This window comes from Azospirillum brasilense (genome assembly GCF_005222205.1).
GTDB classification, from domain to species: Bacteria; Pseudomonadota; Alphaproteobacteria; order Azospirillales; family Azospirillaceae; genus Azospirillum; species Azospirillum brasilense_G.
This window is the reverse complement of record NZ_CP032346.1, coordinates 465,681-490,334: the sequence shown is the minus strand read 5'-3', so window position 1 is coordinate 490,334 and position 24,654 is coordinate 465,681. Positions and strand designations below refer to the sequence as shown.

At 68.0% G+C, this 24,654-nt stretch carries 19 protein-coding genes; 7 read left to right on the top strand and 12 right to left on the bottom strand.

What is annotated here, in order from left to right; genetic code table 11:
* Positions 1-194: 194 nt before the first annotated feature.
* From D3869_RS16295 to rimI, 3 genes are all read right to left on the bottom strand, one after another.
* A complete protein-coding gene (locus D3869_RS16295) occupies positions 195-668 on the bottom strand; it encodes a sigma-70 family RNA polymerase sigma factor (protein WP_137141024.1) in 474 nt (157 codons plus the stop codon).
* A 471-nt stretch (positions 669-1,139) separates the two neighbouring features.
* Positions 1,140-2,621 carry a RimK family protein gene (locus tag D3869_RS16285; RefSeq protein ID WP_137141022.1) on the bottom strand — a complete coding sequence of 494 codons (1,482 nt, stop codon included), beginning with the start codon at positions 2,619-2,621 and terminating at the stop codon, positions 1,140-1,142.
* Positions 2,621-3,742 carry a ribosomal protein S18-alanine N-acetyltransferase gene (gene rimI / locus D3869_RS16280; protein ID WP_137141976.1) on the bottom strand — a complete coding sequence of 374 codons (1,122 nt, stop codon included), beginning with the start codon at positions 3,740-3,742 and terminating at the stop codon, positions 2,621-2,623. Before rimI ends, D3869_RS16285 begins: the two co-directional genes overlap by 1 nt.
* Before the next feature lie 352 nt (positions 3,743-4,094).
* On the opposite strand from rimI, the gene D3869_RS16275 reads away from it, so the two are divergent.
* The 5 genes from D3869_RS16275 to D3869_RS16255 all read left to right on the top strand — a co-directional run bounded on the left by D3869_RS16275 (position 4,095) and on the right by D3869_RS16255 (position 11,862).
* On the top strand, positions 4,095-6,593 hold the full coding sequence (locus D3869_RS16275) for a glycogen/starch/alpha-glucan phosphorylase (protein ID WP_137141021.1): 2,499 nt from the start codon (positions 4,095-4,097) through the stop codon (positions 6,591-6,593).
* A gap of 285 nt (positions 6,594-6,878) precedes the next feature.
* Positions 6,879-7,892 (top strand): aspartate-semialdehyde dehydrogenase, encoded by a 1,014-nt coding sequence (locus D3869_RS16270; RefSeq protein ID WP_137141020.1) that lies wholly within the window; start codon positions 6,879-6,881, stop codon positions 7,890-7,892.
* A gap of 166 nt (positions 7,893-8,058) precedes the next feature.
* Positions 8,059-9,666, top strand: a complete 1,608-nt coding sequence (locus D3869_RS16265; protein WP_094302480.1) for a peptide chain release factor 3 — start codon at positions 8,059-8,061, stop codon at positions 9,664-9,666.
* 218 nt (positions 9,667-9,884) lie between these two features.
* Positions 9,885-11,462 carry an ATP-binding protein gene (locus D3869_RS16260; protein ID WP_137141019.1) on the top strand — a complete coding sequence of 526 codons (1,578 nt, stop codon included), beginning with the start codon at positions 9,885-9,887 and terminating at the stop codon, positions 11,460-11,462.
* Complete coding sequence (locus D3869_RS16255; protein WP_175426508.1) at positions 11,455-11,862, top strand: response regulator; 408 nt, start codon at positions 11,455-11,457, stop codon at positions 11,860-11,862. Before D3869_RS16260 ends, D3869_RS16255 begins: the two co-directional genes overlap by 8 nt.
* A 10-nt stretch (positions 11,863-11,872) precedes the next feature.
* On the opposite strand, the gene D3869_RS16250 is transcribed toward D3869_RS16255, so the two are convergent.
* From D3869_RS16250 to D3869_RS16215, 8 genes are all read right to left on the bottom strand, one after another.
* Entirely contained in the window at positions 11,873-12,652 is a 780-nt protein-coding gene (locus D3869_RS16250; RefSeq protein ID WP_137141018.1) for a LamB/YcsF family protein, read from the bottom strand.
* Complete coding sequence (locus D3869_RS16245; RefSeq protein ID WP_137141017.1) at positions 12,649-13,734, bottom strand: biotin-dependent carboxyltransferase family protein; 1,086 nt, start codon at positions 13,732-13,734, stop codon at positions 12,649-12,651. Before D3869_RS16245 ends, D3869_RS16250 begins: the two co-directional genes overlap by 4 nt.
* Positions 13,731-14,453 carry a 5-oxoprolinase subunit PxpB gene (gene pxpB, locus D3869_RS16240; protein WP_137141016.1) on the bottom strand — a complete coding sequence of 241 codons (723 nt, stop codon included), beginning with the start codon at positions 14,451-14,453 and terminating at the stop codon, positions 13,731-13,733. Before pxpB ends, D3869_RS16245 begins: the two co-directional genes overlap by 4 nt.
* Before the next feature lie 11 nt (positions 14,454-14,464).
* Positions 14,465-15,766, bottom strand: coding sequence for a TRAP transporter large permease (locus D3869_RS16235; RefSeq protein WP_137141015.1), 1,302 nt, complete (start codon positions 15,764-15,766; stop codon positions 14,465-14,467).
* Between the two features lie 3 nt (positions 15,767-15,769).
* Positions 15,770-16,279 (bottom strand): TRAP transporter small permease, encoded by a 510-nt coding sequence (locus D3869_RS16230; RefSeq protein ID WP_137141014.1) that lies wholly within the window; start codon positions 16,277-16,279, stop codon positions 15,770-15,772.
* Positions 16,280-16,401: 122 nt separating this feature from the next.
* A complete protein-coding gene (locus tag D3869_RS16225) occupies positions 16,402-17,388 on the bottom strand; it encodes a TRAP transporter substrate-binding protein (RefSeq protein WP_137141013.1) in 987 nt (328 codons plus the stop codon).
* Positions 17,389-17,407: 19 nt separating this feature from the next.
* The gene (locus tag D3869_RS16220) at positions 17,408-18,253 is read right to left on the bottom strand and encodes a putative hydro-lyase (protein WP_137141012.1); all 846 of its coding nucleotides are present in this window, start codon (positions 18,251-18,253) and stop codon (positions 17,408-17,410) included.
* Between the two features lie 43 nt (positions 18,254-18,296).
* Positions 18,297-19,259 carry a LysR family transcriptional regulator gene (locus D3869_RS16215; protein ID WP_035676106.1) on the bottom strand — a complete coding sequence of 321 codons (963 nt, stop codon included), beginning with the start codon at positions 19,257-19,259 and terminating at the stop codon, positions 18,297-18,299.
* 163 nt (positions 19,260-19,422) lie between these two features.
* On the opposite strand from D3869_RS16215, the gene D3869_RS16210 reads away from it, so the two are divergent.
* Together D3869_RS16210 and D3869_RS16205 are read left to right on the top strand one after the other, a co-directional pair.
* Complete coding sequence (locus D3869_RS16210) at positions 19,423-20,607, top strand: efflux RND transporter periplasmic adaptor subunit (RefSeq protein WP_247895884.1); 1,185 nt, start codon at positions 19,423-19,425, stop codon at positions 20,605-20,607.
* Positions 20,604-23,726: an efflux RND transporter permease subunit gene (locus D3869_RS16205; protein ID WP_137141010.1), complete on the top strand. Its 3,123-nt coding sequence runs from the start codon at positions 20,604-20,606 to the stop codon at positions 23,724-23,726. The genes D3869_RS16210 and D3869_RS16205 overlap by 4 nt, the downstream gene beginning before the upstream one ends.
* Before the next feature lie 10 nt (positions 23,727-23,736).
* Here D3869_RS16205 and D3869_RS16200 read toward each other — a convergent pair whose 3' ends face one another.
* Positions 23,737-24,627, bottom strand: a complete 891-nt coding sequence (locus D3869_RS16200; RefSeq protein WP_137141009.1) for a LysR substrate-binding domain-containing protein — start codon at positions 24,625-24,627, stop codon at positions 23,737-23,739.
* Between the last annotated feature and the right edge of the window lie 27 nt (positions 24,628-24,654).

The following is a 24,654-nucleotide window of genomic DNA, read 5'->3' as shown; positions in this document are numbered from 1 at the left end:
GCCAAGTGGTAGGCGACGGGTATCCGATCGTTCCCCGGGGATGTTCGGCCACTCCTGAGCAGCCCTGCTCGTCTTGCTCGCGGGATGTAACAGCCGCTCCGATCGGTTGTTCCGGCGACGGATTGTCCGAATGCGACGGAAGAATCAATCTGTTGTACGGTTGCCATACCCCGCGGCGCATTCCCTGCCGCGTCTCAGGCGGCCATCAGGTTGTTCAGCCGCTCGCGGGCCCGGCACAGGCGGGAGCGGATGGTGCCGATGGACACGTTCAGCTTCTCCGCGGCCTCCTGATAGGGGCGGCCCTCAATGGCGACCAGCTTCACAACCTTGCGCTGGCTGGGGGTGAGGGCGCCGAAGGCGCGGTCGACGTCGCGGAAGACGAGCCGGGCGATCTGGGACGCCTCGACCGACATGGCGCCGTCCCACAGCTCCACCTTGGTGACGTGCTTTTCACGCTGGAGGTTGTTGAAATGCAGATTCTTCAGCATCGTGGTCAGCCAAGCCTGCATGTTGGTGCCGGGCTCGAAACGATGCTGGCGGGACAAGGCGCGGGCAAGACAATCCTGGGTCAGATCCTCGGCGGCGCTGGCGTCGCGCGTCAGCTTGCAGGCATAGCGCTGCAGGTTCGGCATGCAACGGATCAGCTCGGCTTCGAAACAATACGCCATTGTTGCTCTTCCTCCAGCTTCTCTTCATTCGGCGGGGCTGCCGGTCCGTGGTGACGGCGCCCCCGTCCCGAGATTTCAGTTCCCGAGATTCCGGTTCCCGCGGCTTCGGCGGGAAGGGATCCCTTTTTCGACGCGTGGTCCCTTCCGGCGCCGGTCCTGTGGCCGCGCCGGTTCTGCGATTCGTGTCGGTGGTTTAGAATGCGGTGGTGCTGCCTAGCAGTGTCCGGGTGTCGGTCCGGCGCAGCACATCGAGCAGTTCGTCGTCATCAACGGTCTCCCGCTCTCCAGCCTGGGCAACTCCAAAGCGTTGATGCGCTTCGGTGTTGCTCCCGTTCGTGGTGACGTTGATTTCATAACGCGGTGGGAAGAGGCTTGTTCCCCGGCGGCCACAGCCGAAAACATCTTAGGAGGAGAAGTGTTTGGAATCCGGGGGTCATCCGAAGGGATGGCGGAACTGCCCGAAAGGGGATTTCAGGCCGCGGAACCGGGCTTGCGTGGGCGGCATTCCAGGCGGCGCAGGAATTCGCCCATGATGAGGCGGTACAGACCGTCCTTCAGCTTGGCGTCCTCGACGCCGAGGTCGATGCTGGGGTTGTCGTTGATCTCGATGACGAAGACGCCGCGCTCGTTCTGTTTCACGTCCACGCCGTAGAGCCCGTCGCCGATCAGCCCCGCCGCCTTCACCGCGGTCTCGATGACCTCTCGCGGCGCTTCCTCGACGGCCAGCGTGCGGGAGGAGCCCTGTTCGGCGCGGCCGTTGCCGCCGTGCTTGACGATCTGCCAGTGCTTCTTCGCCATCAGATACTGGCAGACATAGATCGGCTGCCGGTTCAGCACGCCGACGCGCCAGTCGAACTCCGTGTACATGAATTCCTGGGCCAGGATCACGTCGGACTGCTCGAACAGGCTTTCGGCCGTCGCGTCCAGCTCGCTGCGGGTCTGCACCTTGAAGACGCCGCGGGAGAAGGAGCCGTCCGGAATCTTGAGCACGATGGGGTAGGGGATCTCCTGGTCCAGCGTCGTCAGACCGCGCTTGTCGAAGATCACCGTCTTCGGCGCCGGGATGCGGTTGGCGCGCAGCAGTTCGGCCAGATAGACCTTGTTGGTGCATTTCAGGATCGAGTTCGGATCGTCGATCACCGGCATGCCTTCCGCCGCCGCCTTCTTGGCGAAGCGGTAGGTGTGGTGGTCGAGATTCGTCGTCTCGCGGATGAACAGCGCGTCGAACTCGGCGAGGCGCGCGTAGTCCTTCTTCTCGATCAGCTCCACCGCGATGCCCAGGCTCTCCCCGGCCTTCACGAATTTCTGGAGCGCGCGCGGGCTGGAGGGCGGAAGCTCCTCCTTCGGGTTTTGCAGGATGGCCAGCGTGTAGCGCGGCGGCGCCTTGGCCGCCGGCTCCCGCCAGGAGGTCCGGGTGTAGGTGTCGAGCGCCGCCTGGAACAGCGGCTCCTGGTCGGGCCGCAGGTCGGCCAGGGACAGCGGCTCCAGGGCGTGGATGGTCCATCCCTCCTTCAGCCGGACCTGGACCTTCAGCAGGGGACAGCGGAACAGGTCGAAGATCGTCCGGGCGATGTCCTGGAACCGCGCGTCGTCGGCGTGGCCGAAGAAGAGGGTGAGGTTGAAGGAGGCTTCCGGCGGGTGGTCCATCCGCTTGATGGTCTTGCGCAGCGCCTCCTCCGCCTCGGCCAGCTGGGCGCGGTAGAAGGTCTTCTGCGACAGGTCCAGGATGGTCCGGACGGAGGGAATCACCCGCTCGCCACGCGCCTCCGCCAGCAACGAGACGTAGTAGCCGGTGCCCAGATAGCGGTAGCTGCGCGACAGGTTCAGCACCCGCGCGCCGCGCGGCGCCTGCTCCGGATGGGCGATGTAGTCGCGGGCACTGACCACCGGCAGGCCGTCCTTCGCCCATTTCACGTCCGCCCGGCGGTCAACGACCAGGAGATGCGCGGGCATCAGTCGGCGGACCCGTCAGAGGACTGGGGGCGGAGGAGAAGGGCGGCCTTCAACTGGGCCTTTCCGTAGCGGGCCATGCGCTCGAAGTCGGCTTTCGGGATCGGCATGTTCATCCGGTCGATGTGAGCGTGGTGACGATCGTACACAAGCGGATCATGAACATAGAGAAAGCGGTCGTCGGCACCGGTCACGACGACCCAATGCGGAAATTTCTCGTGATAGATCCGGTAGGAGCTGATGAGCACGATGGGGATGGCCCCGCCCGCCACCGCGTCGGCCATGTCCTGGGCACTCAGCGTGTTGTGACGGACGGTGGCGCCGCTGCCCTCCAGCTCGTCGAGGAAGTCCTCGTGCACGATGCGCATGACCTCCTTCTTCTCGTCGCTGCGCACGCTGTCCAGGAAGGGGGTGGCGTTGTCCTTGATGTGGATGTCCACCGCGAAGCCGCGCCGCGCCGCAGCCAGTGCCAGCCCGAACGGGCCGCAGCCGCCATGGCCGGAGGTCATGAAGACGGTCGTCGATTCCCGCCACAACCGGATCTCCAGCTTCCGCCCCAGTTCGATCTCTGCGGGCTTCAGCGCCTTCATCGCCATCATCAGGGCCGACGGGCCGCAGGTGAAGTCCAGGGTCTGCTGGTAGTAGGGAACCAGGGGCCCGCCGAGCGGGGCGCTGGGGCCGCTGTGGCCAAGGCGCTTCTCCAGCCGCAACGCCTCCATGTGGTCTTCGTAATAGTCGGTGTAGACGCCGAACTCGCGGTAGCCGGCCTTCTTGTAGAGGTCGATCGCGGCGGCGTTGTCGCGCCGCACCTCCAGCCGCAGGTAGATGCAGTCCCGTGAGCGGGCCGCCTGCTCCGCCGCGGCCAGCAGCCGCTTGGCGACGCCCTGGCCGCGGTGGCCGGGATCGACGGCGAAGGAGTAGAGCCGGGCGAGCGACGTGCCGGAATGGAAGGACACCAGGGCGTAGCCGACGACCGCGCCGCTGTGGACTTCCACAAGTCCAGTGGCCTTGGCTTTCGTGAGCAAATATTGAAAACTACGTCGGGTCAGGCGGTCGGTGGCGAAACACCGCTCCTCGATGGCCAGCAGAGCGGGGATGTCCGCCGGCTGGGCCTGACGGAGCAGGATGGTGGCGTCGCCCGGCAGATCCTGGCGGGTATCCGCAGCAGATACGGTATTGTCGAGCATCGGGAGGTTCAAAGAGGCTGACACGGACGCCATCTTACTCCCTCCAGCGGGGATTCGCAGCGGTTACCGAGCTTCGGTGCGCCGCCGGGATGGTTTCCGTTTTGGCACAGCGCGTGTGGCACAAGGGCAAGTCTTGGCTGTTGCTCTGGACGAACGGCCTAGCCGATTCGACTGGTTGGGCGCAGCGACTTAAACGTTGCTTAACCATGGACCCCGGAAACTGCCGCCGATGGAAGACCGGCTGAATAACCGCCGCTCCAGTTGGCCCTGGAAAGAAGAAAGTCAAGACATGGACGCTCGGTATAAGTCCCGCGAGATCGAACGCCGCAGTCTGGATGTCGACGGGCTGAAGCGCTCGTTTCTGGAGTGGCTGGTTTATTCCGTCGGCAAGGACGCGCGGGCGGCGACCCGGCGCGACTGGTTCCACACCGTGGCGCTCGCCGTGCGCGACCGCCTCGTGGACCGCTGGATGGACACGACGCGGACCTATTACCAGCAGGACGCCAAGCGCGTTTACTACCTCTCGCTGGAATTCCTGATCGGCCGCCTTCTGACCAACAGCCTCGCCAACCTCGGCATCACCGACCAGTGCCGCCAGGCGCTCGACCGCATCGGCCTGAACCTCGACGATGTGGTGGAGGCGGAGCCGGACGCGGCACTCGGCAACGGCGGCCTCGGCCGTCTGGCCGCCTGTTTCCTCGACAGCATGGCGTCGGAAGCGCTGCCCGGCTACGGCTACGGCATCCGCTACGAGTTCGGCCTGTTCGAGCAGCGCTTCGAGCATGGCTGGCAGGTCGAGTATCCGGAGCAGTGGCTGCAGTTCGGCAACCCGTGGGAGTTCCCGCGTCCGGAGGTGCTGTATCCGGTCCAGTTCTACGGCCGTGTCGAGGAGTTCCGGGATTCGGTGGGCGAGCGCGCCTATCGCTGGGTCGATGCCGAGCGCGTGCTGGCCATGGCCTACGACACGCCGGTGGTCGGCTACGGCGGCGACACGATCAACACGCTGCGCCTGTGGTCGGCCCGCGCCACGCGCGACTTCAACTTCGGACACTTCAACGACGGCGCCTACATGAAGGCGGTCGAGCAGAAGGTGCTGACCGAGAATCTGAGCCGCGTCCTCTACCCGAACGACGCGACGGAGGGCGGCAAGGAACTGCGGCTGAAGCAGGAGTACTTCTTCACCTCCGCCTCGCTGCAGGACATCCTGCGCCGCTATCTGCAGCACCATTCCAATTTCGACAGCCTGCCGGACAAGGCGGCGATCCAGCTCAACGACACGCACCCGGCCATCGGCATCGCCGAGCTGATGCGGCTGCTGGTGGACCAGCACGGCGTGACCTGGGACAAGGCGTGGGACATCACCCGCGCGACCTTCTCCTACACCAACCACACGCTGCTGCCGGAGGCGCTGGAGGCGTGGCCGGTGCGCATGATGGAGCGCGTGCTGCCGCGCCACATGCAGATCATCTACGAAATCAACGCCAAGTTCCTCAACCGCTCCAAGGCGCGGGCGGCGGGCGACAACGGGCGGCTGTCCCGCCTGTCGCTGATCGACGAGCGCGGCGACCGCCGGGTGCGCATGGGCAATCTGGCCTTCCTCGGCTCGCACAAGGTCAACGGCGTGTCGGCCCTGCACACCGAGCTGATGAAGCAGACGGTCTTCGCCGACTTCCATGCGGAATTCCCGGAGCGCATCAACAACAAGACCAACGGCATCACCCCGCGCCGCTGGCTGCATCAGGCGAACCAGCCGCTGGCCGCGCTGATCACCAGCCGCATCGGCAACGGCTGGATCAAGGACCTCAGCCAGATCAAGGCGCTGGCGGAGAAGGCCGACGATCTGGTCTTCCGCGAGGAGTTCCGCCGGGCCAAGCGCAAGAACAAGAAGCGGCTGGCCGCCTACATCGCGCGCCAGACCGGGGTGGACGTGCAGGTGGACAGCCTGTTCGACGTGCAGGTCAAGCGCATGCACGAGTACAAGCGCCAGCTCCTGAACATCCTCCAGGCGATCGCGCTGTACAACGAGATGCGCGACAACCCGACCGTCGCCTGGGTGCCGGTGACCAAGATCTTCGCCGGCAAGGCGGCGCCGAGCTACCACATGGCGAAGCTCATCATCAAGCTCATCAACGATGTGGCGAAGGTGGTGAACCATGACCCGTCGGTGCACGACAACCTGAAGATCGTTCTGCTGCCGAACTACAACGTGACGGCGGCGGAGATCATCATGCCGGCGGCCGACCTGTCGGAGCAGATCTCCACCGCGGGCATGGAGGCGTCGGGCACCGGCAACATGAAGCTGGCCCTGAACGGCGCGCTGACCATCGGCACGCTGGACGGCGCCAACGTCGAGATCCGCGAGCATGTGGGCGAGGACAACATCTTCATCTTCGGCCTGACGGCGGAGGAGGTGAACGACCTGCGCGCCAGCGGCGGCTTCAACCCGCGCGAGGTCATCGCGTCCAACCCCAGCCTGAAGCGGGCGCTGGACATGATCTCCACCGGCGTCTTCTCGCCGGACGATCCCAACCGCTACCACCCGATCCTCCAGGCGCTGACCGACGGCGGCGACCATTTCCTGGTGACGGCGGACTTCGCCGACTATTGCCAGGCGCAGCAGGCGGCCATGGACCTCTACCGCGACCAGGAGGAATGGACGCGCAAGGCCATCCTGAACACCGCCAACATGGGCTGGTTCTCCTCCGACCGCACCATCATGGAGTACGCGACGGAGATCTGGGACGTGCATCCCGTGAAGCCGGAGCATGTGACCGAAACCGAGGGCTGACGCGGTCTTGTCCGGAGCCTGACAAAAATTGCGGCGCGAAGGCGCGGGCGCTTTACAAGCCCCGCGCCTTTCGTTTATCTAGCGGGTTATGAATCGCTCGCTCGCCATCACCACCACCACTACCAAAACGACCCGCTCCGGCGGGCCGTCGGACGGTGGCGTGCGTTGATCGAGTAAGACGCTTCACCCACCACGAAGGCCCCGCCGGACACGGACGGGGCCTTGGTGCATCTGGGGCCGCCGTCCACGCTCGATCCGGGCAAGACCAAAGGACGGACCACACCCATGAGCACCTCTTCTCCTTCTCCCCGCCGCGTCGCCATCGTCGGTGCCACGGGCGCCGTCGGCCGCGAGATGGTCGATGTTCTTCACCGCCGTTCGTTCCCGGTCGCGGAACTCGGCCTGTTCGCGTCGGAGCGCAGCGCCGGCCGGACCGTCGAGACCCCGTTCGGCGAGAAGACCCTCGTGGCGTTCGACGTCGAGAAGGTGAAGGGTTACGACATCGTCCTGCTCGCCGTGTCCGGTGATTTCGCCAAGGAGCACGCGCCGGCCATCGCCGCCGGCGGGGCGCTGGTGATCGACAACTCCTCGGCCTTCCGCTACGACGACAACGTCCCGCTGATCGTGCCGGAGATCAACGCCCACGCCATGGGCGACGCCAAGCTGATCGCCAACCCGAACTGCACGACCGCCATCGCCGTCGTCGCGCTCGGGCCTCTGCACAAGGCCTTCGGCCTTCGCCGTGTCATCGTCTCCACCTACCAGGCGACCAGCGGCGCCGGTGCGGAGGGCATGGCCGAGCTTGAGGAGCAGACCCGCAACCAGCTCGACGGCAAGCCGGTCGTCAACAGCGTGTTCCGTCACCCGATCCCCTTCAACCTGATCCCCCAGATCGACGCCTTCCAGGAGAACGGCTACACGAAGGAGGAGATGAAGGTGACCTGGGAGACCCGGAAGATCCTTGAGATCCCGGACCTGCCGGTCAGCTGCACGGCGGTGCGCATCCCGACCTACCGCGCCCATTCGGAGGCGATCACGGTCGAGACGCTGTCGCCGGTCACCCCGGACGCCGCCCGCGCCGTGCTGGCCGACGCGCCGGGCGTGGTGGTCAAGGACGTGCCGGCGGACGGCGTCTACCCGATGCCGATCAACGCCACCGGCCAGTTCGACGTCGAGGTCGGCCGCATCCGCACCAGCCTGATCTTCGGCGACCACGGCCTCGACCTGTTCGTCTGCGGCGACCAGCTCCTGAAGGGGGCCGCGCTCAACGCCGTGCAGATCGCCGAGCTGAGCCTGTAAGGCATCCCGGACCCCTTCATCCCTCCACGCAACGGCTGGGAGGGATGAAGGCTGGAACGGGCCGGTCTTCGCTGCTATCTATACGTCCGAACGAAGAGGGCCGTGGGGCGTTCCGCCTCCCGGCCCTCTTCGCCGTTGTCTGCACCGCTGAGTTACGGGAACGCGCATGTCCGAGCTTCTGGACGCTGTTTCCCGGCGTCGAACCTTCGCGATCATCGCGCACCCCGACGCCGGCAAGACCACCCTCACCGAAAAGCTGCTGCTGTTCGGCGGCGCCATCCAGATGGCCGGCGCCGTGAAGGCCCGCGGCGAGCAGCGCCGCGCCAAGTCGGACTGGATGAAGGTGGAGCGCGAGCGCGGCATCTCCGTGACCGCCTCCGTCATGACCTTCGATTACGAGGGGCGCACCTTCAACCTGCTGGACACGCCGGGCCACGAGGACTTCTCGGAGGACACCTACCGGACGCTGACCGCGGTGGACAGCGCCGTCATGGTGATCGACGGCGCGAAGGGCATCGAAAGCCAGACGCTGAAGCTGTTCGAGGTCTGCCGCCTGCGCGACGTTCCCATCGTGACCTTCTGCAACAAGATGGACCGCGAGGCGCGCGACCCCTTCGACCTCATTTCCGAGATTGAAAGCTCGCTGGCGCTGGAAGTCACCCCGGCGAGCTGGCCCATCGGCATGGGACGCGACTTCCTGGGCTGCTACGACCTGATCCGCGACCGCCTGATCCTGATGGACCGCACCAAGGGCGACGAGATCGACGACGGCATCGAGTGCAACGGCCTCGACGACCCGCGCCTCGACGAGCTGCTGCCGGCCCACGCCGTGGCGAAGCTGCGCGAGGAGGTGGAGATGGCCCGCGGGCTGATGCCGCCCTTCGATCTGGAGGCCTACCGCGCCGGCCATCTGACGCCGATTTATTTCGGCTCGGCGATCAACAACTTCGGCGTGCGCGAGCTTCTCCAGGGACTGGCCGAGAACGCCCCGCCGCCGCGCCCGCAGCCGGCGGAGCAGCGCTCGGTGCAGCCCGACGAGGGCAAGTTCAGCGGCTTCGTGTTCAAGGTCCAGGCCAACATGGACCCCAACCACCGCGACCGCATCGCCTTCGTGCGCATCTGCTCCGGCAAGTTCAAGCGCGGGGCCAAGCTGAAGCATGTCCGGTCGGGCAAGCTGATGGCGGTGAACAACGCCGTGCTGTTCCTGGCCCGCGACCGCGAGCTGGCGGAAGAGGCGTGGCCCGGCGACATCATGGGCATCCCCAACCACGGCAGCCTCCGCATCGGCGACACGCTGACCGAGGGCGAGGACCTGCGCTTCACCGGCGTGCCGAGCTTCGCGCCGGAACTGCTTCAGCGCGTCCGGTTGGAAGACCCGATGCGCGTGAAGCACCTGCGAAAGGCGCTGGAGCATTTCGCGGAGGAGGGCGCTTCCCAGGTGTTCAAGCCGCTGACCGGGGCGGATTGGGTGGTCGGCGTGGTCGGCCAGCTCCAGTTCGAGGTGCTGGCCGCCCGCATCGAGGCGGAGTACGGCCTTGCCGCCCGCTTCGAAGGGGCCGGTGTGGACGCCGCCCGCTGGATCGAGACGGACGACGAGGACCAGCTCAAGAAGTTCCTCGACCTCAACCGCTCGGCGGCGGCGGAGGACCATGACGGGGCGCTGGTCTTCCTGGCCCGCAACGCCTGGCACCTGAACCGCACGCAGGAGGACTTTCCAGCCCTGCGCTTCCTGAAGACCCGCGAGCAAAACCGCAAGGTGCACACCGCGGCCTGACGTACATCCGAAACCATGCGGAACGCGCTGACCATTGGCCGGCATCGCGTTCCGCATGTTGCCCCGCTCCTCTGATTCGAGTAGCGTTCGCTGATGCAGCCTCCGCGGCAGGGTGCCGCAAGGCGTTGTGCTTCAAGGTTTTGCGGCGAGATAAAAGAAACGGCGGCGTTTCCTGACCCGGCTGGGCCGCGGGCGGTGACCGATAAAAGAGGGGCGGCATGTTCGGTGGCGTGGAAGCCTTCTTCGACACCAGCGCGTACTTGCCTCACGGCGTGTGCCTGTTCTGGCGTCCGGAAATCCTGACCCTGCACATCGTGTCGGATGTGCTGACCGGCCTTTCCTATTATTCCATTCCGCTGGCGCTGCTTTACTTCGTCCTGAAGCGCCGGGACGTCGCCTTCACCTGGATCGTCTGGCTGTTCGCCGTCTTCATCCTGGCGTGCGGCACGACGCATTTCTTCAGCCTGTGGACCTTGTGGTACCCCGACTACGCCGTGGAAGGCATCGTCAAGGCGCTGACCGCGCTGGTGTCCGTGCTGACCGCCGTCGCCTTGTGGGTGCAGATGCCCAGGGCGCTCGCCCTGCCCAGCGCCACCCAACTCGCCGACGCCAACGCGGCTTTGCAGCGCGAGATCGAGATCCGGCGTCAGGCCGAGTTGCGCTACGCCAGCTTCTTCAACAATCTGGCGGAAGGGCTGTTCGTCGTCACGGTCACGCCGGATGGAGACTTCGCCTTCGACACGCTCAACCCCGCCCACGCGCGGGCGACGGGGATCGATCCTGAGACCATCCGCGGCCGGCTGGTCCGTGAGGCCGTTCCGACGGAGACCGCCGAGGCGGTGATCGAACGCTACAGCGCCTGCGTCGCCGCGGGCGGCCCGATCGATTACGAGGAAACGCTGGACCTGCCCATCGGACGGCGGACCTGGCACACCGTCCTGGTGCCGGTGCGCGGCGAGGATGGGCGGGTGGTCCAGATCCTCGGCAGCGCCCGCGACATCACCGACCGCAAGAGGCTTCAGGAGGAGCTGGTCCAGACCTCCAAGCTAGCGACCCTGGGCACGCTCGCCGCCGGCATGGCCCATGAGATGAGCCAGCCCCTGAACATCATCCGGATCTGGGCGGAGAACGCCCTGTCCCGCCTGCGCGACGGGGACGCCGACACTGCGCGCCTGGACAAGGTGCTGACCATCATGTCCGAGCAGGCGGAGCGCATGGGCCGCATCATCGACCACATGCGCACCTTCAGCCGCCGCGACGGCGCCACCCAGCGCTTCGACCCCACGGCCTGCGTCCGGTCAGCCGTCGAGCTGGTGTCCAACCAGTTCGCCTTGGAGAACATCGAGGTTGTGAGCGATGTCCCGGCCGTCGACTGCGTGGCGCGCGGGCGCCCGCTGCAATTGGAGCAGGTGCTGGTCAATCTGCTGTCCAACGCCCGCGACGCCATCCTGGAGTGGCGCGCCGACCCCGACGGATCGCCCGCCGCCGGGCGGATCGCCGTGGCCATGGGGTGTGACCTGACCGCCGGGCGGGCCGTCATCACCATCACCGACGACGGCGGCGGCATCGATCCGGATATCCTGCCGCGCATCTTCGACCCCTTCTTCACGACCAAGGAGGTTGGGAAGGGGTCCGGCCTCGGCCTGTCCATCGGCTATGGCATCGTCGATTCCATGGGCGGGCGGATCGATGCGGCGAACGTGACCCACGACGATGGAAGCCGCGGTGTCCGTTTCACCATCACCGTGCCGGTGTCCCATCCCTCCGTTCAGGACGTGGAGCGCGCTCATGCCTGACCCTGTCACCGCTCCGCTGCATGTCCTGGTGGCCGAGGACGAAGCCCTCGCCGCCATGGCGCTGGAGGATTTCTTATCCCGTAAGGGATACCGCGTGACCCTGGCCCAGGACGGTCAGGAGGGGCTGGAGCGTTACAGCGCCGATCCCGCCGACCTCGTCATAACCGATCTGCGCATGCCGCGCATGGACGGTCGCGCTCTGATCCGCGAACTGCGGACCAGGGCCGCCGGGCTGCCGATCCTGGTGATGACCGGCTTCCTGTCGATAGAGGCGGGGGAGGACGACCTGACGTCCGACCGCTGGCAGCCGCTGGTGGTGCTGCGCAAGCCGGTCAGCCCACAGGTCATCCTGGACACGCTCGCCAGCCTCGCCCAGGCGGCGAAGCTGCGGCCCGCATGATCGCCGACCGTTAGAAACGGTCGCGCAGCTCCGGCAGCGGGACGATGCGGACCCCCTTGGCTTCCAGCGTGCGGCGCAGGTTGCCGGCCATGGCGACGGCGCTCGGCTCGTCGCCATGGACGCAGACGGAATGGACGGTGCAGGGGATGCGCGTGCCGGTGACCGACAGGATCACGCCTTCCTCCAGCATGCGCAGGACGTTGGTGGCCGCGACGTCCGGGTCGTGGATCATCGCGCCGGGCTGGCCGCGCGGCACGAGGTTGCCGTTGTCGTCGTAGGCACGGTCGGCGAAGACCTCTTCCGCCGTGGGCAGGCCCAGCGTCCGCCCGGCCCGCGCCATCTCCGAGCCGGCGGTGGCGAGATAGATCAGGTTGGGATCGACGCCCTTGATCGCCCGCCCGATCGCCATCGCCAGCCCTTCGTCCACCGCCGCCATGTTGTTCAGCGCTCCGTGCGCCTTCACATGGGTAACCGAACCGCCGGCGGTGGCGGCGACGCCCATCAGCGCGCCGATCTGATAGGCGACCATCGCCTCCACCTCCGCCGCCGACATCCGCAGGGGGCGGCGGCCGAAGCCCTGGAGGTCGGGGTAGGAGGGGTGGGCGCCGAGGCTTACGCCCTTGGCGACCGCGTTCCGGACGGTCCGCGTCATCACCAGCGGATCACCGGCGTGGAAGCCGCAGGCGATGTTGGCGGAGGCGACGATGCCCAGCATGGACTCGTCGTCGCCGATGTCGTAGGCGCCGAAGCCCTCGCCCAGGTCGGCGTTCAGGTTCACGGTGATGGTCATGGGGCCCTCCCGCACATTTGTTCTTGGTTCAGGATGTCGCCGTTGCCGTTGACGATGTCGACGACCCCGGACACAAGGTTCTCCGCGTAGAGCGCCTCCAGATCGACGCCGCCCGCCGGGCGCACCGGGCGGATGGCGCGGACCCAGGCCGCGATGGTCTGTTCCTGGCGCCGCCGAATGGCCTCCGCCTCCTCCACCGTGACGGCCCGGAAGCTGAGGGCGCCGCCGGGGCTCAGCCGGCCGACGCGGGGCAGGTCGGCGGAGATCACCGTGGCGATCTTGGCATAGCCGCCGGCCGTCTGGTGGTCGTTCAGCAGAAGGATCGGCTGGCCGTTGCCCGGCACCTGGATCGAGCCGGTGACCAGCCCGTCCGACGGAATGTCGGCGGAGCCGGTGTGGGCGAGCGTCGGCCCCTCGAGCCGCAGGCCCATGCGGTCGGCGTCCTTGCCGACGCGGTACGTGGCCGACAGGAAGGTCTCCACCGCCACCGCCGTGAAGCGGTCCTCCTGCGGGCCGAGCACCACCCGCACCGGCCCGCCGCCATAGTCCGGCGGCTCCGTCAGTTCCACGTCGGTGCCCGGCGGGGCGGTGTCGCGGTTGAGCGGCAGACGAGTCCCGTCGCCCAGCGGCTTGCCGCCGAGCGGCCCGATGCCGGCGCGCACGTAGGTGGACAAGCTGCCCAGGAAGGGCTCCAGCGCGAAGCCCCCGGCGACCGTCAGATAGGCGACCGCCGCCCCGGTGACAGCGCCCAGCTTCAGCACGTCGCCGCGGGTCAGCGTGTGGCTGCGGTGCGGCTCCAGCGGCTGGGGCGATGCCCCCTCGCGCTCCACGCTCAGCGCCATCGGGCCGACGACGGCGACGCGCACGCTGTCGGCCTCCACCTTCAGCGCGGGCCCGAGCAGGGCGATCTCCACCCCCGCGGTGCCCGCCGGGTTGCCGACCAGCGCGTTGGCGAGGCGCAGGGCGATGGGGTCGAGCGCGCCGGCCACCGGCATGCCGAGTTCCTGATGGCCGAAGCGGCCGAGATCCTGGATCGTGGCGAACAACCCCGGCCGGACGACGGTGAGGCAGGGCGTGCTCATGGCGCGGCCCTCAGCGTGTCGGCATCGAAGCGCCCCGCGGCGGTCTCGGCCGCCAGGGCGTCGAAGCGGGCGCGGTCCACCGCCTCGAAGCGCACCCGGTCGCCGGCGGACAACAGGACCGGCGAGGGGCGGGCGCCGTCGTAGAGCGGCACCGGGCAGCGCCCGATCAGGTGCCAGCCGCCGGGACTCTCCCAAGGATAGACCGTGGTCAGCCGCCCGGCGGTGGCGACGGAGCCCGCCGGCACGCGGACCCGGGGCTCGCTGCGCCGCGGCTTTTCCAATTTGCCCGGCAGGTCGCCCATGTAGGCGAAGCCCGGCATGAAGCCCAGCATATAGACGAAATACTCGGTCGACCCGTGGAGGTCGATCAGGCGGTCCGCCGACAGGCCGAGCGACGCGGACAGCTCCGCGAGGTCCGGGCCGAACTCCGGGTCGTAGCAGACGGGCAGCCGCCACAGGCTGCCGTCGGCCGGCGCGTCCCCGGCGTGGGCCAGTTCCGCCTCCACGGCGGCCTGGACCTCCCGGCGGCTGGTGGCCGCCGGGTCGTAAACCACCTGGAGAGAGCGGAAGGTCGGCACCGTCTCCACCAGACCCGGCGGGGCGGCGGCCTTCAGCCGGGCGTGCAGGGCCATGACGCGGGCGTTGGTCGGGCGGTCGATGCCCTCCCCGAACTCCACGTTGAAGGCCGTGTCGCCCGCCGTCGTGAAACGGACGTCCATGATGCCGCTCCTCACCCGATCATCAGCGAGGGCAGCCACGTCACCATGCCCGGGAAGATCCAGAGCAGGGCCACCATGACGATCATCATCGCGAAGAAGGGCAGGCTGGCCTTGCCGATGGTGAAGATGCTCTTGCCCGTCATCGATTGCAGAACGAACAGGTTGAAGCCCACCGGCGGGGTGATCTGGGCCATCTCCACCACGATGATGATGTAGATGCCGAACCACAGCAGGTCGATCCCGGCCTTCTGCACCATCGGCAGGATGACCGAGGTGGTGAGCACGACCATCGAGATGCCGTCGAGGAAGCAGCCCATGACGATGAAGAACAGCGTCAGCACGACCAGCAGCGACGCGGTGGAGAGCTGCATGGAGGTGATCCACTCCGCCAGCAGGCGCGGGATGCCGGTGTAGCCCATGGCGACGGTCAGGAAGGCCGCCCCCGCCAGGATGAAGCCGATCATGCAGGAGGTGTGCGCGGCGCCCAGCACGCTGTCGCGGAAGGTCGCCCAACTCATCGTGCCCGTGACCAGCGCCAGCAGCAGCGATCCCAGGACGCCGATGCCCGCCGCCTCGGTCGGCGTGGCGATGCCCGCGTATATGGAGCCGAGCACGCCGGCGATCAGCAGCATGACGGGGATCAGCGACCCGGTGTCCCGGATCTTCTCCGCGAAGCTCTGGCGTGCCTCCCGCGGCGGCACCCGGTTGGGGTTCAGCAGGGACCAGCCGCCGACATAGAGCATGAACAGTCCGGTCAGAACGATGCCCGGGATGACGCCGGCGATGAACAGCCGGGCGATGGACACGTCCGCCGCGACGCCGTACACGATCATGATGATCGAGGGCGGGATCAGCAGGCCCAGCGTGCCGGCGCCGGCCAGCGAGCCGACGATCATCATCGGGTCGTAGCCGCGCCGGGTCAGCTCCGGGATGGTCATCCGCCCGATGGTCGCGGCGGTCGCCGCGGAGGAGCCGGAGACGGCGGCGAAGATCGTGCAGCCGACGATGTTGACGTGCATCAGCCGCCCCGGCAGCCAGCCCGTCCATGGCGCCAGTCCCTTGAACATGTCCGACGAGATGCGCGTTCGGAACAGGATCTCGCCCATCCAGATGAACAGGGGCAGGGCGGTCAGGGTCCAACTCGTGCTGGCGCCCCAGATGTTGGTCGCCATGACCATGCCGACAGGGCGGGTGGTGAACAGCGCCATGGCGACGAAGCCGACGCCGGCCAGCGCCAGGGCCACCCAGATGCCGGTCCCCAGCATCAGGAGCATCGTCACCACGACGACGATGGAAGCGGTCGTCTGGTCCATCGGTCAGCCCTCGCTCTGCATGCCGGCGCTTTGGTAGGACGCCTCGCGCCCCTGTATCACCGCCAGCAGGTCATCAAGGAAGGCGATCACGAGAATCACCAGCCCAACGCCCATGGCGGCCTGCGGAATCCACAGCGGGATGGGCAGGACGCCCTGTCCCAGATCGCCGAAATCGTAGGAATCGTAGGTCATGCGCAGCCAGTACCACGCGAAATAGCCGCTCAGCGCCGTGCCGAAGCCGAGGCAGATCAGCTCCACGACACGGCGGGGGCCGCCGCGCAGCCGGTCGACCAGCACACCGACGCGGATGTGCGCGCCGCGGCGCAGCGCCGGACCGAGCATCAGGAAGAAGGAGGCGGCCATGCAGTAGCCGGCCAGCTCGTCGGCTCCCGGCACCATGCGGTTGGCCAGCCGGGCGAAGACCTGGGATACGATCAGCACGGCGATCAGCACCAGGAACACCGCGCCCAGGATCTCGGCGGCGCGGTAAAGGAAGGTCAATGCGGTGCGCATGGCGCGACCACCTCCGGGTAGGGCGGGCGGGATTTTTTTTGGTGGTGGGCGTATTGCCCCCACCCCGGCCCTCCCCTGCGTTAGCGGGGGAGGGTTAGGGTGGGGGCAAGCGTCGCCGCCGCTTACTTTCGGAAGGCCGAAATGATCGCCTCGCCGTCGGCGCCGGCGGCCTTGGTCCACTCGTCGGTCATCGTCTTGCCGATGGCGGCGAAGCCGTCCTTGATCGCCGGGGTCGGGGTCAGCACCTTCATGCCGTTGCCGGACAGCGTCTGGTTCAGCTCCGCCGTCTTCTTCTCCCACTCGGTCCAGCCGGTGGCCTCGGCCTTGGCGGCGGCCTGCTCGACGGCCTTCTTCGTGGCGTCGTCCAGGCCCTTCCAGACCTCGGTGCTGACGAACACCATGTTGCGCGGCAGCCAGGCTTGCACGTCGTAATAGACGTTCACGAAGTCCCACGCCTTGGTGTCGACGCCGGTGGCGGCGGAGGTCATCATGGCGGTGACGATGCCGGTGCCGAAGGCCTGCGAGACCTCGGCGGCCTCGATCTTGGTCGGCACGGCGCCGGCCAGCTCGGCGATGCGGGTGGTGGCCGGGTTGTAGGCGCGGAACTTCTGCCCCTTCAGGTCGGCGACCGAGCCGATCTCCTGCTTCACGTAGAGGCCCTGCGGCGGCCACGGGATCGAGTAGAGGAGCTTCAGGCGCTGACGCTCCAGCTTTTTCTCCAGATAGGGCTTCGACGCCTCGTAGAGCTTCTTCGAAGCGGCGAAGTCGGTCGCCAGGAAGGGCACGGAATCGAGCCCGTAGAGCGGGTCCTCGTTCGCCCAGGAGCTGATGAGCACCTCGCCGAGCTGGGCCTGGCCCGACTGGACGGCGCGCTTGATCTCCGGATGCTTGACCAGCGAGCCGTTGGAATGGACGGTGATCTGGATCTTGCCGTTGGTCGCCGCCTTCACGTCCTCGGCGAACTGGCGCACCGTGATGGTGTGCAGGTTCGTGTCGGGGTAGGGGGTCGGCATGTCCCAGGTCTCGGCGAAGGCCGCGACCGGGGTGGCGCAAAGGCCGATGCCGAAGGCGGCGGCGGCGAGGCGGGTCCGCAGGGTGATCGCGGTCATGTGATGAAGCTCCCTGTTCTTATCTGAAAAGTTGCGCGACCGAAGGGGACACACCCTCCAGCTCGGCGTTCAGCCGGTCGGTGACCAGCATGTGGCCGGGGCTGTGGGCGATGGCGAAGGGCAGGCGGGCGGCGGCGAGCGCCACCTGGGGGGTGACCCCGCAGGCCCAGAAGACGGGAACCTCGCCGGGGGCGAGCGGAACGGCGTCGCCGAACTCCGGCTGCGACAGGTTGCCAATGCCGAGCGCCGCCGGGTCGCCGATGTGCACCGGCGCGCCGTGGACCGCGGCGTAGCGCCCGGTCACCGCGGCGGCGCGTTCGGCCTGCGCGGGCGTCATCGGGCGCATCGACACCACCATGCGGCCGGCAAAGGGCGGAACCGCGACGCAGTCCCGGTCCGTCACGTACATCGGCACGTTGCAGCCTCGCTCGATGTGGCGAACCGGCAGGCCAGCGGCGAGCAGCGCCTCCTCGAAGGAGAAGGAGCAGCCGATGGCGAAGGCGACCAGATCGTCACGCCAGACCGACAGCAGGTCCTCCGGCTCCTCCGCCAGCAGGCCGTCGCGGTAGACTCGGTAGCGCGGGAAGTCGGTGCGCAGGTCGAGGTCGGCGCCCAGCTCCGCGAAGCGGTGATCGCCGGGTTGCGACACGGCGAGCAGCGGGCAGGGAACCGGGTTGGCGCGGCAGAACCGCTCGAAGGCGGGGGCCACATCGGCGGGAACGATGGCGAGGTTCGCCTGCACATGGCCGGGCGCCAGTCCGGCGGTCGGCCCGCGATGCTCGCCCCGGCGGATCGCCAGCCGGGCCAGCAGGGCGGCGGACGCGGGATCGGGTGGGAACGGGGTGCTTGGGGTCACGGACTGCATGGCGGGCAAAACCTCGGTGACCAAACTGTTGTGCCCTAAGGGTTCACGCATCCGTCCGATCCGTCAAATTTTCATTTTGGATCGTTTGCGATAAACGGCGTTTATCGGTCGGCGCCCCATGCCGCTGCGCCCGCACGATCTCCAAGGCCATGTCCGCGACGATGGGCACCAGCGGGTTGTCGCTGTCCACCGGGTGGCAGATGGTGAAGTCGAGGTCGGGCAGCGGGTCCTCCGCCGGGATCAGCCGCAGCAGCCCTTCCGCCAGTTCGCGCTCTATCACCGCGGGCGGGATGGCGCTGATGCCGATGCCGTCCAGGGTCATCCGCACGATGCTGGCGAGCGAGCTGTTGCCGTAGAAGCGCAGCGGCGGCAGGCCGGGCCGCTTGAACATCTGCTGGATGGCCACCGACGGCTTGGTCTGCCGGGAAAAGGTGATGACGGGGTAGCGCGCCAGATCGGCCAGCCCCAGCCGCCCGGCGGGCAGGTCGAGCGACGGGCTGGCCACCCAGGCCATGGGGTAGCTGCTCAGCGCCTCGTTGCGCATGTCCGGCTCGGCCACCGGCCCCAGCATGAAGGCGATGTCGAGGTCGTGGGCCAGCAGCCCGTTGCGCAGGTGAATGGAGGTGTCGACCTCGATCTCCAGGCTGACCAGCGGGAAGCGGTTGTGCAGCCGTTCGATCAGGCGGCTCAGCCAAGTATGGACGATGGTCTCGGCCACCCCCAGCCGGATCAGCCCGCGCAGGGTCGTCGATTCGGCGACCGCATGCACCAGCTCCGCCTGGAGCGTCAGCATCCGTTCGGCGTGGTCCAGCAGTTCCATGCCCTTCAGCGTCAGGGTCACCCGCCGCGTGCCGCGGTTGAACAGCTGGACGCCCAACTCCTTTTCCAACTGGGCGATGCGGGCGGAAATGGCCGGCTGGGTGGTGTTCAGCCGTCCCGCCGCGGCGCGGAAGCCGCCCAAACGGGCGATCCACACGAACGCTTCCAAATTCTTTAGGTCCAGCATCGCCGAATCGCTCCGCAGCCCATACCCGCTGTTACAGTCTGTTACCAAATGGCTGTAGGATGGACATTAACCTGCAAAGCCTCTCCTGCGATAATGGGCCGCATTGCCTAATGGCGGGATGGTGCGCTCCGGCCGGACCGGGCAGCCCTACCGGGAGTTCGACGTGACGAAACGCATAGTGCTGTTTGCGCTCCTGCTGGCCGCCCTGTTCGGCGGCGGCTATTGGTACACGCACCGGGCGGGCGGGGCCGACGCGCAAACGGCGAAGGCCGCCGCCCCGGCCGGACCGCGCGCCCTCCCGGTGGTCATCCAGACGGTGGAGAAGCGGGCGGTGCCGGAGCGGCTGGGCACCATCGGCTCGGTCCAGCCGGTGGCCGCCATCGCCATCAAGGCGCGCGTCGATTCGGTCGTCGAGACGGTCCATTTCACCGAGGGGCAGGAGGTGAAGGCGGGCGACCTGCTGTTCACCCTCGACTCCCGCGCGCTGGAAGCGCAGCTCCGTCAGGCCCAGGCCAATCTGGAGCGCGACCGCGCCAACCTCGACAAGGCCCGCGGCGACGTGAAGCGCTACGAGCAGCTCGTGCGCTCCAATACGGTGGCCCGCCAGCAGTTTGATGCGGCGGTGGCCGCCGCCGACGCGTTGGAGGCCACGGTGAAGGCCGGGCAGGCGGCGATCGAGGCGGCCAAGGTCTCGCTCAGCTTCACCCGCATCGCCGCCCCCATGGACGGGCGCACCGGTGCGGTGAACGCCAAGCCGGGCACGATGGTCCGTGCGGCGGACGCCACCCCGCTGGTCACGCTGACCCAGCTCCGCCCGATCACCGTTGCCTTCAACGTGCCGGAGCGCCACCTGCCGACCATCCGCGCGGCGATGGAGACGAGCAAGCTGTCCGTCACCGCCGGCATTCCCGGCGCCGCCGTGCCGCCCGCCGAGGGCGTACTGAATTTCGTGGACAGCCAGGTCGACCAGCAGACCGGCACGATCCTGGTGAAGGGCCAGTTCGAAAACGCCGACACCCGGCTGTGGCCCGGCCAGTTCGTCGACGTGGTGCTGACCCTGCGGGTCGAGCCGCAGGCGCTGACGCTGCCGGAGGAGGCGGTGCAGACCGGCCAGCAGGGCCGTTTCGTCTATGTGGTCAAGCCCGACGACACGGTGGAGATCCGCAACGTCACGGTGGCCCGCAGCCAGGAGGGGACCGCCGTCATCGCCGACGGGGTGCAGGCCGGTGAGCGCGTGGTGGTCGACGGCCAGTCCCGCCTCTATCCCGGCGCCAAGGTCGCCGCCGCGAAGAACGGCGGCAAGGATGGCGCCAACGGCAAGGCTCCGCTCACCGGAGGCGCGTCATGACCCTCTCGGAGCTGTGCATCCGCCGTCCGGTGATGACCATCCTGCTGACGGCGGCGCTGGTTCTGGGAGGCCTCGCCGCCTACCGGCAACTGCCCGTCGCGGCGCTGCCGCGGGTGGATTTCCCGGTCATCAACGTCTCCGCCACGCTGCCCGGGGCCAGCCCGGAAACCATGGCGGCCTCGGTCGCCAGCCCGCTGGAGCGCGAGTTCTCGACCATCGCCGGCATCGACACGATCACCTCGACGTCGAGCCTCGGCAACACCTCGATCACCATCCAGTTCGTCCTGGAGCGCGACATCGACGCCGCCGCCCAGGACGTGCAGGCGGCCATCGCCCGCACCCAGCGCCGTCTGCCGGCGGAGATGACCACCGCGCCCAGCTACCGAAAGGTGAACCCGGCCGACCAGCCGGTGCTGATGCTGGCGCTGTCGTCGCCGACGCTGACCCTGTCGTCGCTGAACGACTTCGCCGAGACCGCGGTCCAGCCCAAGGTCGCCACCCTGCCGGGCGTCGCCCAGGTGCAGATCTACGGCGCGCAGAAATACGCCGTGCGCGTCCAGGTCGACCCCAACGCGCTGGCCGTGCGCGGCATCGGCATCGACGAGCTTCAGAAATCGCTGGCCGCCGCCAACGCCAACACCCCGGTCGGCACGCTGTCCGGCGCCAAGCAGCAGCTCGTGCTTGCCGCCAACCCGCAGCTTCCTGACGCCGAAGCCTTCCGCGGCCTGATCGTCGCCTACCGCAACGGCGCCCCGGTCCGTCTGGGCGACGTGGCGACCGTGCTGGACAGCGTCGAGAACGCCCGAACGGCGAGCTGGCACAACGGCACCCGCGCCATCGTCATGGCGGTGCAGCGCCAGCCCGACGCCAACACGGTGGACGTGGTCGACCGGGTGCGCAACCTGCTGCCCACCTTCCGCGCGCAGCTTCCGCCCAGCGCCAAGGTCGAGGTGGTGAACGACCGCTCCACCTCGATCCGCGAGGCGGTGGAGGACGTGCAGTTCACGCTGGGCCTGACCATCGCGCTCGTCGTGCTGGTCATCTTCCTGTTCCTGCGCCGCCTGACGGCGACGATGATTCCGGCGCTGACCGTTCCGATCTCGCTGATCGCGACGGCGGGCGGGATGCATTTGATGGGCTTCTCCATCGACAACATCTCGCTGATGGCGCTGACGCTGGCGGTCGGCCTCGTCGTCGACGACGCCATCGTGATGATGGAGAACATCGTCCGCTACGTCGAAGAGGGGATGCCGCCCTTCGAGGCGGCGCTCAAGGGCTCGCGGGAGATCGGCTTCACCATCATCTCCATCACCGTGTCGCTGGTGGCCGTCTTCATCCCGATCCTGCTGATGGGCGGGGTGGTCGGGCGCGTCTTCCACGAGTTCGCGCTGGTGGTGACCATGGCGATCAGCGCCTCGGCCTTCGTGGCGCTGACGCTGACGCCGATGATGTGCGCCCGCATGCTGACCCACGAACCGCATGGCGCCAAGGAGGGCTGGTTCGGCCGCGTCCTGGAAGGCGGGTTCAGCGCGCTGCACCGCGGCTACGCCGTGACCCTGCGGCTGGCGCTGAGGCACCGCCCGGTGATGGGGCTGGTGATGATCGCGACGGTGGTCGGCTCCGCCCTGCTGTTCCAGGCGATTCCCAAGGGCTTCTTCCCGACCGAGGACATCGGCCAGATCACCGTCTCGACGGAGGCCGCGCCCGACATCTCCTTCCCGGCCATGGCCGAGCGGCAGCAGGAGGTGGCGCGGATCATCAAGGCCCACCCGGCGGTGGCGGACATGACCTCGTCGGTCGCCATCGGCGGCAACTCGGTCAACACCGGCCGCATGTTCGTCGTGCTGAAGCCGCGCGCCGAACGTCCGCCGGCCGGCGAGGTGATCCAGCAGCTCCGCCGCCAGCTCGCCGGCATCCCCGACATGGCGGTCTACATGCAGCCGGTGCAGAATCTCCGCATCGGTGGCCGTTCCTCCAAGAACGAGTTTCAGTACACGATCCAGGGCCTGAACACGGAAGAGCTGTACGCCTGGTCCGCAAGGCTGGAACGGGCGATGCACGACATCCCGATCCTGCAGGACGTGACCAGCGACCTCCAGCTCAACAGCCCCCAGGCCTATGTGCATGTGGATCGCGAAAAGGCGGCGACGCTGGGGATCGGGGTCGATCAGGTGCGCTCCACCCTCTACAGCGCTTTCGGCCAGCGGCAGGTTTCGACGATCTACACGCCGACCAACGACTATCAGGTGCTGATCGAGCTGGCGCCGAAGTACCAGCAGGACGACAACGCGCTGTCGCGAATCTATGTGCGCTCCGGCTCCGGCAAGCTGGTGCCGCTGGACGCCTTCGCCAGCGTGCAGCGCACCGCCGGTCCGCTGACGGTCAATCACCAGGGCCAGTTGCCCGCCGTCACCCTGTCCTTCAACGTGGCGCCCGGCCATTCGCTGGGCGAGGCGGTGAACGCCGTCCGGCAGGCGGAGATGGAGATGGCCCTGCCGCCGGGCATCACCACCGGCTTCGCCGGCACCGCCCAGGTGTTCGAGGACGCGCAGAAGAGCCAGGGGCTGCTGCTGCTCGCCGCGGTGCTGGTGATCTACATCGTGCTCGGCGTGCTGTACGAGAGCTTCATCCACCCGCTGACCATTCTGTCCGGCCTGCCGTCCGCGGCCATCGGGGCGCTGGCGACGCTGATGGTGTTCGGGCAGGAGCTGAGCGTCATCGCGATCATCGGCATCCTGATGCTGATCGGCATCGTGAAGAAGAACGCGATCATGATGATCGACTTCGCCATCGACGCGCAGCGCAACCAGGGCATGACCGCGCGCGAGGCGATCGAGCAGGCCTGCCTGCTGCGCTTCCGCCCGATCATGATGACGACGATGGCGGCGATCATGGGCACCCTGCCCATCGCCGTCGCCCACGGCGCCGCCGCGGAGCTTCGCCAGCCGCTCGGCCTCGCGGTGGTCGGCGGCCTGTGCGTGTCGCAGATCCTGACGCTCTACATCACGCCGGTGCTGTTCCTCTACATGGAGGACGCCGGCAACGCCGTCTCCCGCCTGTGGAAACGCCGGTCCGGCGTCACCCCGGAGGCGCCGCACCCGGTGCCGGGCGCGGAGTGAGGGGCGAAGGCTAGTTCGCGCCGCCGGCCAGCCGCTTCACCAGTTCGCGGCTGTGACCGGGCAGCGCGTCCAGCCGGCGGACGCAGACGACCAGGGACCGCACCGCCCAGGGGTCGGTGAGGGGCACCGTGCGGATCTTCGTGAAGCGGCGGCAGCGCTTTGCTGAGGCCTCCGGGACGATGCCGAGCCCCACCCCCTGCTCGACCATCCGGCAGATCCCGTCGAATCCGCGGACGCGCACGCGCAACTTCAGCGGATGCCCGGCGCGGATGGCGTGCTCGTTGATGTGCTGCTGAAGGGCGTTGCGCGTCGCCAGCCCGACGAAATCCTCCTCCAGAACCTCGCGGAGGGCGACGCTGCGGCGGTTGGCCAGCGGGTGGCCGTGCGGCGTGACCAGCACCATGCGGTCGGTGCGGAAGGGAAAGACCTCCAGCCCCGACAGGTCCGCGTGATCGGACACCACCCCGGCGTCGGCCAGCCCTTCCGCCACCGCCCGCACGATCTCGTGGCTGGGCCTCTCCTCCAGGTCGATGTCGATGTTGGGGTGGGCGGCGAGGAAGGGCGCCAGGGCCTCGGGCAGGAATTCGGCCAGGGCGGCGGTGTTGGACAGCAGCCGGACATGCCCCTTCAGCCCCTTCGCGTAATCGCCCAGCTCCCCCCGCATCCGCTCGACCTGCTGGAGGAGAAGACGGGCGTGGTGGACGAGCGCCTCACCCGCCGGGGTCGGGCTGACGCCGCGCCGTCCGCGCTCCAGCAGCGGCACGCCGAGCGTCTCCTCCATCCCGCGGATGCGCGCGCTCGCCGAGGCGAGGGCCAGGTGTGTCCGCTCCGCCCCGTGGGTGATGCTCTCCGCCTCCGCCACGTTCAGGAACAGCCGCAGGTCGGTCAGGTCGAAGCGCATGGGCGGTTCTCCGGTGGAGCAGCAGCC